The sequence below is a fragment of the Shewanella surugensis genome (genome assembly GCF_023284005.1).
Lineage (GTDB): Bacteria > Pseudomonadota > Gammaproteobacteria > Enterobacterales > Shewanellaceae > Shewanella > Shewanella surugensis.
On the sequence record NZ_JAKIKS010000009.1, the window covers coordinates 30,464 to 48,321 of the forward strand.

The following is a 17,858-nucleotide window of genomic DNA, read 5'->3' on the forward strand; positions in this document are numbered from 1 at the left end:
AGGAGCAAGTATGAAGCGCATTTTTTTACTCATAGCAACAAATATGGCTATCTTGCTAGTGGCATCGATTGTGATGTCAATACTGGGTGTGAATACGTCAAGTATGGGAGGGCTATTGGTCTTTGCCGCTATTTTTGGTTTTGGTGGGGCATTTCTGAGTTTAGCGATTTCAAAATGGATGGCTAAACGTGCAATGGGCTGTGAAGTGATCACATCACCGCGAGATGATACCGAGCGTTGGTTAGTGCAAACGGTGGCGCGGCAAGCTGATAAAGTGGGCATTAAAATGCCAGAAGTGGCTATTTATCAATCCCAAGAATTAAATGCATTTGCAACTGGCCCAAGTAAAGATAATGCCTTAGTGGCCGTGAGCAGTGGGCTGCTTTATAGCATGACACAAGATGAAATTGAAGGTGTGCTGGCCCATGAAATCAGTCATGTTGCCAATGGCGACATGGTGACTTTAACCCTTATTCAAGGCGTCATGAATACCTTTGTCATCTTTGCGGCACGGGTCGTTGCGGGGATCATTAATAATTTTGTTGCCAGTAATGATGACGGTGAAGGGTTAGGCATGTTCGCCTATATGGGAGTGGTGTTCGTACTGGATATGCTATTTGGTATTTTAGCTTCCTTTGTGGTGGCTTATTTTTCACGGATCCGCGAGTTTAAAGCGGATGAGGGGGGGGCTGCACTTGCCGGCAAACATAAAATGATCGCGGCGTTAGAGCGATTACGTCAAGGCCCTGAAACCGGAGAAATGCCAGCTCAAATGGCAGCATTTGGTATCAATGGTAAGCGTTCAATTACCGAATTGTTGATGAGCCATCCACCATTGGAAAAAAGGATTGCAGCGTTGAAAGCGCGTCCATAAGGTTCCTCTATCATCTTCTCAAAACACCGATTATTATCGGTGTTTTTTTATGGGTATTATATAGAGGTTAGATAAAAGTATTAGCGAAAGGTGGAGATTTAGCCCTTAGTAAGTGCCTGATAACTTCACCTCAGGCACTTACACCGTTATTAGTAATGCATTGTTTTAATTTAACTCTATTTATTGTCACTTATAAGGTAATACAAAAGCACTAGGTTTTTTGTATTTATATCGCTTCGGATAGGTCATCTTTCATACTTGAGATTGATGTTGTTATTGAGTTAATAGCTGATAATGAGTTCAAGATTTATTGATTTAATTAAGTATTAGTTGAGACATCTTGTAAATGATAAAAATATATATTCTGATTTATTTTTATCCTAACAAAGTTACTTAGTCAATGTTAAGGAAGATGTTGACTATTTTTATTATTAATGAAATATGCTTCAGTACTTCAGATAGGTCGATATTATGGATGATATTGACTATTTTTATACCCAAGAGAATTTTTACAGTCAATCGATATACTTTTAAAATAAATAAGAATGAAATAACACGTATTGAGAGAAAGATATTTCATTATTTTTGGTTTTAGATTGTGAATCGACATTCAGTTATATACGTCCTAAAACGGTGGAAATGGCTAATCTGTGCCTGTAAGCAATAGAGAATGATGCTATAAATTATAAAGACCATTTATAACGTTTATTTCGGATTCTTATTGTACTCACTTTGAGTTGGCAATATTTAATTTTTAACATAAGGAAAGTCAACGGATGTTTAAAGTAAAACATTGGATGATCATTTCACGATCAACATTACTGATTGATTTATTGAAAACACGCTGGCCACAAGAGTTTTTAATTACTTTAGTGTCCTTGTCTCCTGTAAATAAAGATTACCGATTTGATGACAGTCAACTATCAATTGTTGTGATTGATTTATCCAGTATTGATGTTCAAGATGCCTATAAATTACAGCAGCAAATTGATAAATCTCAGCGTGCTATACGAGTTGTCTTTATTCATTTTCCTTTACTAGTTGATGCGCGATTTTTGATTCAAAAGTCTGTCACGGCAGGTGTGTTTTATAGTGATGCCTCACTGGAAAAAATGGGCACCGGATTAAACGAAATTGTCGCGGGTAAAACAGTGATACCTTTTGAATTAGAGCAGCCAAGAAAGCCGACTAAAACCTTATCGAACCTAGCAGAAGAACTGACGATTAGAGAGCGTGAAGTTCTCAAAGCTTTGCGTCTAGGCTTAACCAATATTGATATTGCGGAGCAATTATTTGTGAGTGAAAGCACGGTGAAGACACATCTATATCATTCATTTCGAAAAATAGGTGTTTCTAGTCGAGGTGAAGCCATTGCTTGGGCGCAAGCGAATTTACATGAGGTTAATCAGTGAAAACATGGCAATGTATATGAGTACTCAGCTTTAGGCTTGCTGAGCCGCCTAGGGTCATGGCTAGTTCATTAAACAGTGAAAGTGTACAATAAATCAATATATAAAAGCAGATGTTAGCGGGACAGAGCCGCAAACAGATTTAGATGATGGATTGATATTAAACCGATCGATGACGCGATTTGGTCATCGTTTTTATCGTGAGTTTGTGATTGATTATCAAGATATTGGTGGGACAATTATTCATGGTGGACTGAGTATTATTGAAAATGCAACAGCCAGAAGTGGCCGTTTAATCACCATTACCCACAATCGTAAAGTGATTTATAAAGTAGTTATTTCACCGGGAAATAGCAATCTTGATGAACAGGCGGAGCTAGCAGCAAAAAGGGTTGTTCAAATTTTAAAGTAGCAACAGGCCGGCTGCTATGAGATCTGACTAATAGGCAGGATCGAAGGTGCTGGTGCTCGTTTTTTGGGTATTGGGGCATCGGGTCAGTTTAAAATCGACAGTATTACCGTGAATTTACGTGCTGTTGATATTTGACAGAGTGATTATAAAGCAGTGTAACAATAACCAAGATGGTGCTCTCAAAAGAATTATCTGCAAGTGTGTTTAAATTTGTTGATGCGTAGAGTTGCTAGGAAGAGAGCTTGGGTATACCTCCAACGAGCCTGTGAGTTTTTGTGTATCACCAGCCATAGAAAGTGCGGTAGTTTATATGATTGCTGACGGGATCTGGAAAAGAGCATGGAATTTAGCCGATCCTCAAACAGGAGTAACCAATTCGATTTTACAAAAGTATTGGTTAGAGGCACATGACGATAAGAGAGTGGTGGAAAGAATTAAGCAGGAATAATGTGTGTATATCCCTTATTCGCTTGGGTATTCAGTCCAAGTTTGATCATCTAAAGCAATGTAATAGTTATTTTGAATTTCCATCACTGTTGTTGATGCGTTTTGGGCGACAATGGGGGTTTCGGGTAAATTTTTCATTAGTGTATTAATATCAATTTCCTGAGATTGATAAAGATTATTTTCTATCAGATTTGATACCAGTTTAGCAATGGCCAGATAACTTGAAGGCGAACTTACATGGATGGGGGCCTTTTTAGCTTGCTGCTGATAACCGAATATTTTTAGTCCAACAGGTATATTGATGATGGCAGGAGAAGGGATCTCACGCATTCCAGATATTTGAAATTTATCACCCCTAAGGTTGACCCCATGTTCAGGAATGAAAATGACAATCACTTTACGTTTCGAAAGCGTTATTGTTTTAAAAAAGTCATAAAAATCGTCAAGTAAGTTGTTGAGTCGCAGTTGATAACTGCTCAAGTCGTCATCATCTGGAGCGCTGATAATACGATTTCCATCATGCAGTGATATGGTATTGTATAGTGCGGCAATATTCTTGGAAGGGCTGGTATTCCGTTGTGACCACCAAAGATCCAGTACGTCTCTATCACGAAAAATCATTGAGCCATCAAATGACTTTAAATAAGGCGATAAATTGGTTTTTTCCATTGGGGGGCTGTCTATTCTACCATTCACTTTCAGTTTATTTAAAAAACTATCGAAAATCCCATTATGATTGAGGAGTAAATTTTCAGTGAATCCTATTTTTTTTAAATTTTCAAACAAATAACATTCATTTGATGATGCATTTTTAAAAAGCTGCTCATGAGTTTCTTGGCCGCAATCAGCTCTGAGTAGGCGAATGAGAGCAGGACCACTATAAGAAGTGGCTGAATTAAAATTATCAAAGATAATATCAAAGCTATTCAACAAAGGATGTGATCCCAATCCTGCCATTTTTAAATCATCCCAAGCAAGTGAGCAAACACTTAAAAAAAGTAAATCAAATGGTGCGTCGATATTTTTATTGTTTGATAAAGAAATGACTTTTTTTGCTTGAGACGTAAAGAAATCAGCTTCAATTTCATTTAAATTTGCATCATTGATGGTTAAGAAACTTTTTTCTGATGAGGGGCTTAGTGTTATTTCAAGAGGAGCGGTAATGTTTATGTTTTGATTTGTTTGGGTAAGTAGAGATGAATTGGATAGTAAGGCATTTTTGAGTGGGGTACTAATAAATATAAGCAGTAAAATGGTTAATACAGTCACTTTTATCGTACGTTTTAATAAGTAATAACAAACAGATAAAGTAAATATTGACAGCAATAGGTTTAATGATATAAATCGTTTAAATAACGTAAAGAGATAATAGCGATCAAATTGTGATATTTGATTGAGATTGTTCAATAATCCAGATAAGGGCGGGAGGTAAGAATCATAGTAAAGTAACCAAAGTGCTAAAGGGATCGATATGAAGTTCCTTAAAGAGTGGAGCCAGTGTCTTCTTATTGGAAACAGCAGTAAAGCCAGAAAAGCAAAGTTTTCAATGGGGTGAAAATCGATAGTACCTCTTAGGTAGAGGAACGCTTTAATGATGAAGTAAAGGTTCCACCACCCTAATCCTTTGGGGAGATAATTATTATGTTTCGTTTTTGTTGTCATGGGCTCTTTTTTTTCGATAGGATGTATTTGAGTCAGAAGATACTTCAATAAAATAATGAGGTTTCTTAATGTATTTTTGATAGAGCCTCAATAAGTTAGCTACTATTTTTTGCAGGAAATAACCGAGAATAAGTCCTGAAAAAAAGCTGATAATAACGGTGAGTGTAAAATCAAATATATTCATTATTTAATAATGTTAAGGGGTTTATTGATAGATAATGTACGAGAGGCTTTTGCCTTGCTATTGATGCTTTTGCTTATGTAGGTAACTTTTTCTGTTATTTGGATGATTTCTGCCCGGTTTATGATCACCGCTAATTCCGTTTCGAGATCATTAGCATTATCAATAATAAAATAGGAGAGAAATAAGCTTTCTATCGGAATATCAAATAATTGATTTAATGTGGAGTGGACATCATTGAGTCTGATCGCGCTGAATAGAACATAAAGTGCATGATCACATACCGTCACAATATCACCAAATCGATTAATATGGCATAAGTGTAAACAGTCAATGGCTTTCATCGTCGATATTAATGTGAGTTTGATTAATGCAAAGCGGATACTTTTTTGTTCGACGATACTCATTAGCTTTAAGCAATAATCCTTAAAAGCAGGATTGGGCAAATAACCTATTTGATCAAAATCTTGGTTGATTTTCAACAAATCAGTGGTTGACTGAGGGATATTACGAGTAAAAATTTGTCCTTGGAGGGCTTCGACTAAACTCACACATCGAGAGAAAGACACACTAAAAGGAATGATCAGATTGACCCCAGCGTTGAGCAATAGTTTTTCATCGATGTATCGAAGGCTGGGGGCGGTTTCACGAATAATGATTTTAATGGCGTTACCCTTGGTGCGCCTTAAGAGGTAACAATGTAAGGCTAAGGATTCAAGTTCAGAGGTTTGATGATAACTTAAGACAATCGTGGAGGCTTGTATTTGGACAGTATTAATGAAAGTAAAAAGCTCGTCATTATTGTTGATAACAATAACACTTTCGCGAATGGCCACTTTTTTGTCTAGCGCCGTGGAAGCGACGTAAATACGTTCTTCGTCAGCGTAACGGGTGTTTGTTTGGTCAGGCTGGGATTCATTTTGTGTGACAGTAAAGTCATTGTTTTCATCGAGTGTGATGACATAGCGATGGTTCGCAATAACACCATGGTGATTACACCAAAAGGCGATGTGATAATCATATTCTTTGTCATCGATCTGATGTAAAGACGTCAGCCCTGATAAATATTGGCTTAGACCTATCAACTTAGGTTTTAACATTGAATTGACTTGATTGCCATAGATAATAAAATTGATACAAATTTGGCTGTCTTTAGCCCAATTTGAGGTTTGTTTAAAGAAAGACTGTAAGTTATTTTTCTTCGCACTGTGGCAGTAACGCTCAGGAATAGAAATATAAAGAATGGATTTTTTTGGCAGTGTAATGCAAGTCAGATCGTTAATGGCATTTTGAATATTCGGTGGTTTTTTAGCGCGCAGTTTATTTAAAAAAAATACCCGTTCACAAAAACGTAATAAATGCGCTTGATGTTCTTTTTGTGTTTGTTCAGTCATACCTGAAAAATAATCTTGCTCACTGGTTAATGAGATAAATGAACTGGACTGTTGTAGGAGTGGGTTTAGATAGACGGTACTTGCATGTTTGGTATTAAACAGGTGAATGTACTGACATTGCATATCATGTGTCGATGCTTGTAAGTCAAGTCCGATAATTCCTGACATGAACATTCCTAAGTTAATTTTATTATTGATTAAATCAGTTTCTTTCTGTTAGTCAATATTGACTATACTCGTTAAGCCTGTTTGTTATTTTATATAATAATAGATGACTTTTTATTTAAATTAAAAGGACATTGGGATAATAGTTAATGATTGATCAATGGAGGCAGCTGTTTGAATAAACTGACCGATGACATCTATACTATTTATGCGTCATTAGATGTTATAGAGCAAGGCTATATTGAACTCAGTGAAGCAGAGCGCTATCAAAGTATTAGAAATAAGTGGTTAATGTTAAGTGAAAGCTCTGTTTTAAAAAGTGATAAAGGATTACAGGATCCTCAATGAGCTGAATAATACTATGATGAAACGTATGATTATTGCAGGGTTAAAAGGGGGCGAAGGGGCCACAACTGTTACGGCAAATTTAGCCAATGCTTTAGAGCGACTCAATCAACAGACATTATCTGTCGATTGTACTAAGATGAATTTATTACGGTTACATTTTAGTACGCCGATCCAAAATACTCAGGGCTGGGCCGTTAACGTAATGAATAATACTGCTTTTTATAAAGCCGCTTATGAAAGTCCTGAAGGTGTCGCGTTTTTCCCTTTTGGAGAGTTAACCGTTGAAGAAACCAATCAGTTTAAAACATCGAAAAAAAATGTGTTTAATACGTTAACCAATGAGCTTACACCATTAGGGGGAAATGATTGTTGGCAGCTCGTTTTATTAGATGATTTTATTGAAAATAAAGAGATTTATCTCAGTTTACTTGATAGTTCTGATATAATCTGTCTTGTTTTAACGCCCGATCCTAGTCATTATAATTTACTGCATAATAAAGTGTTTAGCCGAGAATCGTTTTTTTATCAAAAAGAATACCGGATTAAAACCAAGTTTCTTGTTAATCAATTTCATCCGGAGGCTGTAGTCAGTTGTGACTTTTTAATGGTTCTACAACAAGAATTACACGATTACTTACTGCCCGTCATTTTACATTATGATGTGGCGATTGTAGAAAGTCTTGCCAATTTAACCAGTTTGTCCATTTACGCGCCTCAAAGCCAATCCTCTCATGATTTTCAAGCGTTAGCATATTGGTGTTTATCTTATTTTTCTCCCGAAAATCACCCTTCTTCATCGTTATGACTTAAGAGCTCAGGATGCTATATAACCCATCTATCGTTAAACATTTTAAGCAACAAAGACGTTTCTATGAACAATGTTGGCAGAGTCCTTCTAGCCTGATGGGGCGTGCAGTGTTATGGGGCTGGTTTTCTTTTTGTCTTTTTTTCTTAAAACCCAAAGTGGCAGGCATACGCAGTTGGCGATTATTGTTGCATTATTATCCACACATCAATTTTTCACATCCTAGCTTATTAGATGGCATTCGTTTTATTATTCAATCTCTTTGGTTATTAATCGTTAAACAAAATAGTATTAGTAAAAAACATGTTAATGTTAAGGCTGGATTTAAAAAAATTTATGGTGCTGTTTCTCATTGCTTTAATGTGCCGCTACACTTCATGATGCAAAAAAAAAATGTCATTGAAGAGAGTGTGAGTCAGATAAATATGAGACTGTTTCACCAAAATAAAATCATTCAACAGACGCATACAATGATAATATATTTGGGCGTTTCTCTTGTAGTGGTGTTGATTTTAATTTGTATTATGGTGCCGTTAACCCTCGCAGCACAAAGTATCTTTATCGTAATTTTATGGATGTTGGCCATGATGGTGAGACGACTCCCAGGACGTTTTCCTAGCTTGTTTTTAATTGCGTTGTCTTTATTAGCCTCTACTCGTTATATCTGGTGGCGCAGTACCTCTACTTTAAATTGGGATGAGCCTATAGGGTTAGTATTAGGCGGTATTTTATTGATGGCGGAAATCTATGCTTGGATTATATTAATATTAGGCTATTTTCAGAATATGTGGCCGCTGAATCGTAAGCCAGAGCCATTACCTGTGGATCCGAAAGATTGGCCAGTCATTGATATTATGATCCCAACATTGAATGAAGAATGTCACATCATAAAAACCACCATCTATGCTTTACTGGGTATTGACTGGCCAAAAAACAAGCTTAACATTTATATTTTAGATGATGGAAATCGGGAGGATATTAAGCAATTTTCTAAAGAGGTTGGGGTACATTATTTGGCTAGGCCTACGCATGAGGGGGCTAAAGCAGGTAATATTAACTATGCGTTGGCTCGTTCTGATGCCGATTTCGTGGCTGTTTTTGATTGCGATCATATTCCGACTCGTGCTTTTTTCCAGCTAACCATGGGGATATTTTTGAATGATCCTAAACTGGCGTTACTGCAAACAGCTCATCATTTTTTCTCTCCCGATCCTTTTGAGCGAAACTTAGCTAACTTTGGTCATGTGCCGAATGAAAGTAGTTTATTTTACGGCTTGACCCAAGATGGTAATGATTTATGGAACAGTGCTTTTTTTTGTGGTTCTTGTGCCATATTAAGGCGAAAGCCGTTGGAAGAGGTGGGGGGAGTTGCGGTAGAGACTGTCACCGAAGATGCACATACTTCTTTAAAAATGCATCGTTTAGGTTACCGCTCAGCCTATTTGAAGCAGCCTATTTCAGCAGGGCTCGCCACAGAAACCTTATCTGCACATGTAGCCCAGCGTATTCGGTGGGCGCGCGGCATGGCTCAAATTTTCAGAATTGAAAATCCATTATTGGCTAAAGGGTTAAAGTGGCAACAGCGTCTATGCTATTTAAATGCCATGTTACATTTTTTATCGGGTATTCCTCGTATCGTCTTCTTAACTGCCCCTTTGTTTTTTTTATTGTTCCATGTATATGTGATTTATGCGCCCGCATTAGCCATTATCTTGTATGTGTTACCGCATATGATGCATGCCAGTATTACCAATTCCAGAATGCAAGGTGAATATCGTCATTCTTTTTGGGGCGAGATTTACGAGACTGTGATTGCTTGGTATATCGCTAGGCCAACCACCATCGCATTATTCTTACCGAATAAAGGTTTTTTTAATGTCACAGAAAAAGGCGGCTTAGTATTAAAGTCATATTATGACTGGACGCTTGCCACGCCTTATTTAGTCTTGGTTGGCTTTAATATCGCTGGAGTTTTATATGGAATCTATCGATTGGGCTGGGGACCTTCAGGAGAAATTGGCAGTGTGAGCGTGAATCTATTATGGACCCTGTATAATTTGTTTATATTGGGTGGAGCCGTGGCGGTAGCCGAAGAAACGAAGCAAGTGAGAGAAAATCCCCGAGTTGCAGTCAATATTCCTGTCATTATCCGGTTTCACTCTGGTCATGTTATTGCCGCGATCATGAAAAATTTCTCCTTGGGGGGGCTCAGTATTGTGACATCGCAAGCATTGCCAATCGAAGCAGGACAAAAATTAGAAGTAATACTCACTGGTGGCAAGCAAGAGTTTATTTTTCCATTGCGCATTATTTATCGGCAAAATAAATTGCTAGGCTTAGCCCTTGAAACGTTATCTCCTCAACAACATATTGATTATGTACAATGCACTTTTGCTCGAGCTGATACTTGGGTACAGTGGCAAAGAGGTTCTCGCACCGATAAGCCCTTAATGAGTTTGCAGCAGGTGTTGGAAGTTGGGGGTAAAGGTTATCAACGATTATGGAAACACAGCCCTAGGGTTATTTTTTATAGCGTGAAATACCTGTTGAGGCTCATTGCCGTGATTGCATCACTTAGGCCTAGGCCTATTTTTATCAATAAAAAGGTCATGGATTATTATGCTCCTGTGATGAATGAGCATAATTAAGGTGATGAACTATGATCGCTAATCAATTTATTAATCGAATAATATTGCTGACTTTTTTAACGGCAAGCCCCTGTTTCGCATCACATCAAGTCATGGATGGGGTGACTTCCTATCCGATAGTGATAGAGCAGCAACTGCCTTTTAGCGATCTTGGAGACAGTCGTTCGATCAGCTTAATTGGTAGTGAAAGTGTGGCGTATATCAATTTTGGTTCTCGACTCGATGAAGTGGTATCAAAGGTATCTTTGAACCTCGATTTTATTTCTTCTCCGGCATTATTGTCTTTAGTCTCTCACTTGAAGGTGTTTTTAAATGATGAATTGATGGGGGTGATCCCGATTAAAGAAGGCGAGCAGGGAAGTCGAGTCCGTTATACCATCCCCTTTGAGCCTCGCTTCTTAAGTGACTTTAATCAAATTCGTTTTGAATTTATTGGTCATATTCATCATACTTGCTCGGATCCGAACGATCCCAGTATTTGGACTGAGATAAGCCAAACCAGTACGTTACGTTTGCAAGTACAAAAAAATCAATTGAGAAGTGACTTAAGTTTATTGCCAGCGCCTTTTTTTGATAGACGAGATTTTAATGGTTTATCTTTGCCCATCATCATGGGCGATGAATATGATTTAGAGACGGTAAGAGCTGCGGGTGTGCTAGCATCTTATTTTGGGGTTTTGGCCGATTGGCGTTCAATTGATTTTCCTTTGTTATTTAATGAATTACCACAGCAGCATTCCATCGTGTTGATGACCAACAACAATAAGCCGGATTTTTTTCAGGATTTTCCTGATGCCGAAGACGCTGTGGTACAAATGATCACGCATCCCACTAACCCCTATGTGAAATTATTACTGATAGTGGGCAAAGATAGCCAAGATTTAATGCGAGCGGTTCAAGGTTTAGTCTTAGGTGAACAATTATTAACCGGGGCCATGGCGACGATTGATAAGCTGCAACAGGTCCAAAAGAGGCAGCCTTACGATGCGCCCCAGTGGTTGAATACCAATCGACGGGTTGCTTTTTCTGAATTGGTTGACAATCAACTTAGTTTACAAGTAGAAGGTCGTAATCCTCCCGCGGTTCAAGTGAACTTGCGATTGCCAGCGGATTTATTCACCTGGCAGAGTCGAGGTATTCCTCTCGCTCTGAATTATCATTATTCCCCCCCTTTAGAAGATGACTCCGGTTCAAGAATGAGCTTATTGATTAATAATCAATTTATTGAAGCGTTTAATCTAACAAAGCGAGGAGAGGGGGCCGATGAACAGCGAATACGTGTTCCTCTAATTGAGGATGCATTAGGCTATTTTGATCGTATTAACATCCCCGCTTTCAAAGTGGGGAGTAACAATCGTATTGCCTTCAAGTTCAGTTTTGCTTCACTCACTGGAGGGAAGTGTCAGAGTATTCAACCCAGTAAACAATTTGCTGCGGTGGATGCGAGTTCGACCATCGATTTTTCAGGATTTCCTCATTATATTGAAATGCCCAATTTACGGGCGTTTGCTAACTCGGGCTATCCTTTTACTCGCATGGCTGATTTATCTGACACAGTGGTGATTTTACCGACTCAAGCCAGTAAAGCGGAATTACAAACTTTTATTAATATGATGGGGTTTATGGGGCAATATGCTGGTTATCCCAGTATTAACGTCGCACTTAAAGAGTCGTGGTCCGCCAAAACGTTAGCGGACAAAGATGTGTTGAGTATTGGTATAATCCCTCAATTACAGCAGCGCCTTATTGAGCAAGATGAAGCTAATTTTGTGTTAAAAGCCAGTAGTCGTTTACTTAAATTACCGATTAAAAATGAGCAAAAGTCCGATTATCAATGGACAATACGTTCAGAGGGAAAGCAAGCACCCATCGATGTTATTTCTGTGAATGCCGAAGGTCACTTTGCCGCCATCGCGGGTGTGCAATCTCCTTTTGATCGACATCGCAGTGTGGTTTCCATTCTTGCTAAAACGCCCACAGATTTTAAGCTTGTCACCGAGGCATTAAATGATAAAGGTAAAATTCAGTATATATATGGTTCGGTTGTTATTTTTAAAAGCAATGAACTGGCGAGCTATAATGTGGGTGAGCATTACTATTTAGGTGAACTGCCTATTTGGACCTTAGTGCTTTATCACTTCTCACATTATCCTATTTTGTTAGCTCTATTGGCGGTATTGCTGGTAATGATTATTACTATCGTGCTTTGGCGGATATTAAGAGTGGTCAATAAACGCCGTTTGGCGATTAAAGAGGCTGATGGATGATTAAGTGGATTTGTTTATTATTGCTATGTTCATTTCAACTAAATGCGACGCCTTGTTGGCCCGATTGGCAGCGATTTAAAGCGACCTATATCGAACAAGGCCGAGTCATTGATCGAAGCGATCCTCGCTTAATTACGACCTCTGAAGGGCAATCTTATGGGCTCTTTTTTGCCTTAGTGGCGAATGATCCTATTGCATTCTCAGCGATGTTGTCTTGGACACAGGATAAGCTTGCTCAAGAAGATTTAACGGCCCGATTACCCGCGTGGCTATGGGGGAAAACCGCAGCGGATCAATTTGGCGTTATTGACCACAATTCGGCGTCCGATTCTGATCTGTGGATAGCCTATACTCTGGCCGAAGCAGGCCGATTATGGGGGGATTATTATTATCAAAGTTTAGGGTTTTTAATGGCTAACCGGATTTTACGAGAAGAAACCAGGCCTTGGAACAACACTGAGCGAGTTTTATTACCTGGGATCTCAGGCTTTGCTCACCATCCTCAAGAATATCGATTAAATCCCAGCTATGTGCCGTTGCAGTTACTGCAACGAATGCAAGCGCTTTACCCAAATGATGAGTGGCAGTCTGTGTATCAAAGCAGTTTTCATATGCTAATCGCAACGATGCCGAAAGGTTTTAGTCCTGATTGGACCTTGGCTAAGAAAGGCCATTATTATCCAGATAAAGAGACCCAATCTGTGGGCAGTTTTAACGCCATACGGACGTATTTATGGGCTGGAATGTTGGATGACAAGGTAAAAGAAAAGCAACCATTAATCACTAAAATGTCGCCAATGATCACAGCGGTTAACACCTTAAAGGCGCCGCCTTTAAGTGTGAATACCCAAACGGGTCAATATACACAAGTGGGTGGAGAAGGTTTTTCGGCGGCGCTATTGCCTCTATTAGTGTCTGTTGGGCAAAAGGATTTAGCGCACAGCCAAGCTAAGCGGGCGATGAGGCTATTACACACTTCTGCTAAGGAGGCTTATTATAATAATGTATTATTATTATTTGGTTTAGGTTGGTACCAACATCGTTACCGTTTTGGCCTAAAAGGAGAACTTATTCCTGATTGGACAGCAACATGTTCTCAATGAGGTTAAGTGCTCACATTGGCTTTACTCTGACCCCATTAAATGTATCCGCTTTAATTTCAATGGCGTTAACGGCAACGGCTTTTGCCGTAACCGCTTTAATAGCAGTAGCTCGACAGGTGACTTTATGCCGTGTGGCTGTTTGCTGCATTCTAGCATCAGATCTGATATGCATTCAACGAGTCAGTGCCACAGAACAAGTGTCGACTCACCCTCAACCCCAGCGCAATCAGTCCTTAACCAACAGAATGTCGACAAACAAGGCAGTGAAGCAACCGACATTAGATCAACAAGTATTCGATCAAAAGACATTAACTCAGTCATTTTCAACCACGCTTTATCAAGTTAATACTGTTGATTGGTTGGTTGAACAATTACGTTTAGCCCTCGCAATAAGGCGAGACGATATTATGTTAGGGGCCTTAAACCGGCTGTTTGCCATTGATGAAAATAATCTTGATGGCCTATTTTATCAGGCTAATCGCTTCTTGCTGCTTGAAGATAGCGTCAATGCACAAGCGGTGATGGAAAGGCTTAACCAGTTGGCTCCTGAATCGTTGCAAGCACAAAACTTAACGTCTCAGTTGTCTTTAAGGAATGAAAATAAACAAGCCTTTCAAACAGCGCGTTTATTTTCCCATGCAGGGCGATATGAACAGGCACTAGCAACTTATGACCGTTTATTTCCAAATGGCATGCCGACAGCGAGGTTGGCCTTGGAATACCTAAAAGTTGAAGCAAAGATCGCCAGTCGTTGGCTTGGCGTTAAACAAAAATTGATGGCGTTAAATGCGCAATATCCCGATACGCCTGACTTTCAGTTAGCGTTAGCCGATCATCTATCACGGCGAGAGCCTAATAATCCATGGATGTTAGTCACCTATGAGCGTTTATCATTAAGAACTGATATCGGTCGTCAAGCCGCTTTATCTTGGATAGAGGCGCTTGATGAATTGCCTATTAGTAATGAATTACTTGAAAAATATATGTTTATCGAGGGGTATTACCCAGCGGATCTCGTGATTAATAAAGCGGCAACAGACGCTAGATTACGCTTAGCGAGAGAGACTGATCGTCGTCAAGACCCCACTTATTTGGCTAAATTAAGTGGCTTAGCGTTACTGGATAAAGGTAAAACAGTGGCGGCGACTAAGAAACTAACCTATGCATTAACCACACGTCCGCGAGACGTCGATATTTTAGGGGGATTAGGTATGGCGGCGCTGCGTCGAGGTCAACATCAGCAAGCATTGATTTTTTTCAACCAAGCCCAAGAGAACGATAATGATCCCGATAATCGATCTAAATGGAAAAGCCTCATTGATACAGCAACCTATTGGGGGTTATTAGCGCAAGGCGATAGGGCTTTAGATAAGCAGCAGTACCTAAACGCGCAAGGCTATTATCAAAATGCCATTAAGCGCCAGCCGGAAACATTAGAGGGCTTGAATCGATTAGCGCAATTATATGTGAGTGATAAACAGTATTCCCAAGCCGATATGATGTATATGCAGGTGCTCAAACGCACGTCTTTAAATGAAACGGCGCTGGTGGGCAGAATGGACATTCTGCTGCTGCAAGATAAAAGCCTCAGTCCTTTACTTGAGCAATATTCTGCCGCTCAGCATAGGGTAATTAAGCGTAAAGTAAGGGCATTGCAGATCACTCAATGGAGTGATGAGCTGCAAAGTGCCTTAAAGACAAGTGATCTTAACGTTGCTCAACAGCGTGTCGATACCTTGTTAGCATTGGGAGGGCAGTCCCCTTGGGTGAAACTGGATATGGCGAATGCACTGGTGATATTGGGGCAAAAGCCGAAAGCCAATGCGCTAATGAAGCAGTGGGCTTCAGGTGCAATGATTGAGACGGAAAGATCATCACCGAGTCGTGCAGAGATGCTGTTTGCTTATGGGTTATATTTATCTGGGCAAGGACAAACGGCCGAAGCTATTAACACGTTGGAGAGGATCAGTCCTGCTCAACGCACGTCTGCCATGCAAAGTAATTTAACCCGTTTAAAAGTGGATAAGGCTTTATCTCAAGTTGAGCAGACATGGGAACATCATCCGCAGCAAACACGCTTAGAACTCACCGCGCTTGAAAAAGCCTACAGTGAGGACATTGATGTGCAGATCCGACTGGCATCGTTATGGCTGAGGCTGGAGGCTAAGGGCTTTGAAGCTAACGGCCTTGCCACTAAATACATTGACACTAAGGACGTTGAAACTGGGCGCTTAGCAACAGCAGATTTAGTGGTCAATAATAAAGAAAAGCGCAACTCAATAAAGAATAATCAATATTATGATAAAGGGCAGCAATTACTCGCTCAATTACAATCAGATCTCACTTGGGCCACCTCGAGGCAGCTTCGCTATGGTGAATTACTCTTACAAGTACAGAATTTTCAACAGTTTGATGATTGGTTAAATCAGTGGCAACCTCAATCTTTATCGATGACAGAGAACAGTGAGCGACAGGCACTTATTCAACAAAGGGTTATGGTGCAGGCTGATAGTGCTTTTACACTGAAAAATTATCATCAAGCCGAGGCATTATATGCTCAAGCCATCGCTCAAAAGGGCCCGCTATTACACGATGGAGAATTAGGGCTATTGCAATCCTATGTGGCATTGAATAACGAGCAAGCGGGGAGTGTATTGAGTGACAAACTGTACCGAGAGCGAGCGCAATTAACCTCGGCGCAGCGGATCACGTTGGCTGACATTGCACATCAACAAGGCAATATCGTCCAAACCCAGAGATTATTGGCTTCCTTGCTGAAAAACGATGATCTGGATGCGATTGATTACCGTGAGGCCATGAAAGTCGCGCTGGATATTGAGAATGAGGCGTTAGCAAAAGAAATGGGCGCTAGGGCTTTATACCGCAATAAGCTCGAGTCTCAAGTACCGCAAGTCATCACTCGGCCACCTTTAAGGCATCTTTATGATAATGCCGAGGATAATTGGCTAACGCGAAATGTCAAAACCGACATTGATCGATTGCAAGACCGTTATGATGGACATATCACCTTTGGATTGGATTATGGTGGTAGAGACGGGGCCAATAAGTTTACGCAAATTCCCATTGAAGCGCGTATTCCCATACCTGATTATTATGGGCATTTATTAGTGCGATTAGATCAAGTGTATTTGGCGTCGGGGGATATTCGTTATTACGACAAGGCGCGGAATGAAGATACTGTTTTAATTGATCAAACTGATACGGGAACGGCTCTTGGGATCGGTTGGGAGGCGGATACTTGGCTGGCCGATTTGGGCGTCACTCCGATTGGATTTGCTCATAGTACTTGGGTTGGGGGCATAAAGGGTCGAGGCGATTTACAAGATTGGTCATGGACCGGAGTGGCTTCTCGAAGAGCGTTAACCAGTACGATTTTGTCTTATGGTGGCCTTACCGTGCCACCCAGTACGAGTGATCCTGTTGGAATCCAATGGGGTGGTGTGGTGAGTACAGGGGTGAAATTGAATACCAGTTTCGATGTGGGCGGGCCTTTTGGCGTGTGGACCAGCACTCAATATCATCAACTCACAGGCGTTGATGTTGCCGATAACACGCGTGTGGGGTTATTAACCGGAGGGTATTATAAATGGATTAACACAGAGGATGAACGTTTAAGTTCAGGGATTAATCTGATGTATTTACAATATGATAAGAACTTAAGGGAATATACCTTAACCCATGGCGGTTATTACAGTCCACAACGCTATTTTTCAGTGTCTTTGCCGATTAATTATTACGGGCGTTATCAAGACACTTGGGCCTATTGGTTACGGGCGTCAGTGTCTCAATCGTGGTCTCAAGAAGACACTCCTTATTTAACCTCCATTCCGGCTTCGTCTGGAGGAGGATTAGGCTACTCGCTATTAGGGGCAGTTGAAAAGAGAGTCAGTAAAAAGTGGTACATTGGTGCATCCGTTGATATCGAACGTTCAGATTTTTATGAGCCCAATCATTTTATTCTCTATGCCCGTTATACCTTTAATGATCGCTGGCAACGTATCCCGGCTCCGCCTACGCCCCCGATTTTATACAGTGATTTTGATTAGCTTATGTCTTTTTTTTGTATTGAGGGTTATATGCTGCTGATCATAAAAAAAATGACTTTCATCTTTTGCAAAAAAT

13 protein-coding genes are annotated in these 17,858 nt (G+C 39.9%); 11 read left to right on the forward strand and 2 right to left on the reverse strand.

Going from position 1 to position 17,858, the window contains the following annotated elements; translation table 11 throughout:
* Window positions 1-10 precede the first annotated feature (10 nt).
* The 5 genes from htpX to L2764_RS27680 all read left to right on the forward strand — a co-directional run bounded on the left by htpX (window position 11) and on the right by L2764_RS27680 (window position 3,143).
* On the forward strand, window positions 11-874 hold the full coding sequence (gene htpX, locus L2764_RS03815; RefSeq protein ID WP_248938918.1) for a protease HtpX: 864 nt from the start codon (window positions 11-13) through the stop codon (window positions 872-874).
* Window positions 875-1,650: 776 nt separating this feature from the next.
* On the forward strand, window positions 1,651-2,286 hold the full coding sequence (locus L2764_RS03820) for a response regulator transcription factor (protein ID WP_248938919.1): 636 nt from the start codon (window positions 1,651-1,653) through the stop codon (window positions 2,284-2,286).
* 151 nt (window positions 2,287-2,437) lie between these two features.
* Entirely contained in the window at window positions 2,438-2,695 is a 258-nt protein-coding gene (locus tag L2764_RS03825) for a CsgE family curli-type amyloid fiber assembly protein (RefSeq protein ID WP_248938920.1), read from the forward strand.
* Between the two features lie 63 nt (window positions 2,696-2,758).
* Window positions 2,759-2,830 carry a hypothetical protein gene (locus L2764_RS27675; protein ID WP_283106899.1) on the forward strand — a complete coding sequence of 24 codons (72 nt, stop codon included), beginning with the start codon at window positions 2,759-2,761 and terminating at the stop codon, window positions 2,828-2,830.
* A gap of 91 nt (window positions 2,831-2,921) precedes the next feature.
* Window positions 2,922-3,143, forward strand: a complete 222-nt coding sequence (locus L2764_RS27680; protein WP_283106897.1) for a CsgG/HfaB family protein — start codon at window positions 2,922-2,924, stop codon at window positions 3,141-3,143.
* Between the two features lie 14 nt (window positions 3,144-3,157).
* Here L2764_RS27680 and bcsG read toward each other — a convergent pair whose 3' ends face one another.
* Window positions 3,158-4,804 (reverse strand): cellulose biosynthesis protein BcsG, encoded by a 1,647-nt coding sequence (gene bcsG, locus L2764_RS03835; RefSeq protein ID WP_248938921.1) that lies wholly within the window; start codon window positions 4,802-4,804, stop codon window positions 3,158-3,160.
* Between the two features lie 183 nt (window positions 4,805-4,987).
* Window positions 4,988-6,547 (reverse strand): cellulose biosynthesis protein BcsE, encoded by a 1,560-nt coding sequence (gene bcsE, locus L2764_RS03840; protein WP_248938922.1) that lies wholly within the window; start codon window positions 6,545-6,547, stop codon window positions 4,988-4,990.
* A 171-nt stretch (window positions 6,548-6,718) separates the two neighbouring features.
* On the opposite strand from bcsE, the gene L2764_RS03845 reads away from it, so the two are divergent.
* The 6 genes from L2764_RS03845 to L2764_RS03870 are packed head-to-tail and all read left to right on the forward strand — an operon-like array spanning window position 6,719 to window position 17,782.
* Window positions 6,719-6,892: a hypothetical protein gene (locus L2764_RS03845; protein ID WP_248938923.1), complete on the forward strand. Its 174-nt coding sequence runs from the start codon at window positions 6,719-6,721 to the stop codon at window positions 6,890-6,892.
* Window positions 6,893-6,905: 13 nt separating this feature from the next.
* Window positions 6,906-7,697: a cellulose biosynthesis protein BcsQ gene (bcsQ, locus tag L2764_RS03850; protein WP_248938924.1), complete on the forward strand. Its 792-nt coding sequence runs from the start codon at window positions 6,906-6,908 to the stop codon at window positions 7,695-7,697.
* A gap of 14 nt (window positions 7,698-7,711) precedes the next feature.
* Window positions 7,712-10,345 carry a UDP-forming cellulose synthase catalytic subunit gene (bcsA, locus tag L2764_RS03855; protein ID WP_248938925.1) on the forward strand — a complete coding sequence of 878 codons (2,634 nt, stop codon included), beginning with the start codon at window positions 7,712-7,714 and terminating at the stop codon, window positions 10,343-10,345.
* Between the two features lie 11 nt (window positions 10,346-10,356).
* Window positions 10,357-12,612, forward strand: coding sequence for a cellulose biosynthesis cyclic di-GMP-binding regulatory protein BcsB (gene bcsB / locus L2764_RS03860; protein ID WP_248938926.1), 2,256 nt, complete (start codon window positions 10,357-10,359; stop codon window positions 12,610-12,612).
* The gene (bcsZ, locus tag L2764_RS03865; protein WP_248938927.1) at window positions 12,609-13,715 is read left to right on the forward strand and encodes a cellulose synthase complex periplasmic endoglucanase BcsZ; all 1,107 of its coding nucleotides are present in this window, start codon (window positions 12,609-12,611) and stop codon (window positions 13,713-13,715) included. Before bcsB ends, bcsZ begins: the two co-directional genes overlap by 4 nt.
* Complete coding sequence (locus tag L2764_RS03870; protein ID WP_248938928.1) at window positions 13,703-17,782, forward strand: cellulose synthase subunit BcsC-related outer membrane protein; 4,080 nt, start codon at window positions 13,703-13,705, stop codon at window positions 17,780-17,782. Before bcsZ ends, L2764_RS03870 begins: the two co-directional genes overlap by 13 nt.
* The last annotated feature ends 76 nt before the right edge of the window (window positions 17,783-17,858 follow it).

Excerpts from the sequence above, each read along its gene's own strand:
- htpX (WP_248938918.1), top strand. The coding sequence starts at position 11 with ATGAAGCGCATTTTTTTACTCATAGCAACAAATATGGCTATCTTGCTA.
- L2764_RS03820 (WP_248938919.1), top strand. The coding sequence starts at position 1,651 with ATGTTTAAAGTAAAACATTGGATGATCATTTCACGATCAACATTACTG.
- bcsG (WP_248938921.1), bottom strand. The coding sequence starts at position 4,804 with ATGACAACAAAAACGAAACATAATAATTATCTCCCCAAAGGATTAGGG.
- bcsE (WP_248938922.1), bottom strand. The coding sequence starts at position 6,547 with ATGTCAGGAATTATCGGACTTGACTTACAAGCATCGACACATGATATG.
- bcsQ (WP_248938924.1), top strand. The coding sequence starts at position 6,906 with ATGATGAAACGTATGATTATTGCAGGGTTAAAAGGGGGCGAAGGGGCC.
- bcsA (WP_248938925.1), top strand. The coding sequence starts at position 7,712 with ATGCTATATAACCCATCTATCGTTAAACATTTTAAGCAACAAAGACGT.
- bcsB (WP_248938926.1), top strand. The coding sequence starts at position 10,357 with ATGATCGCTAATCAATTTATTAATCGAATAATATTGCTGACTTTTTTA.
- bcsZ (WP_248938927.1), top strand. The coding sequence starts at position 12,609 with ATGATTAAGTGGATTTGTTTATTATTGCTATGTTCATTTCAACTAAAT.
- L2764_RS03870 (WP_248938928.1), top strand. The coding sequence starts at position 13,703 with ATGTTCTCAATGAGGTTAAGTGCTCACATTGGCTTTACTCTGACCCCA.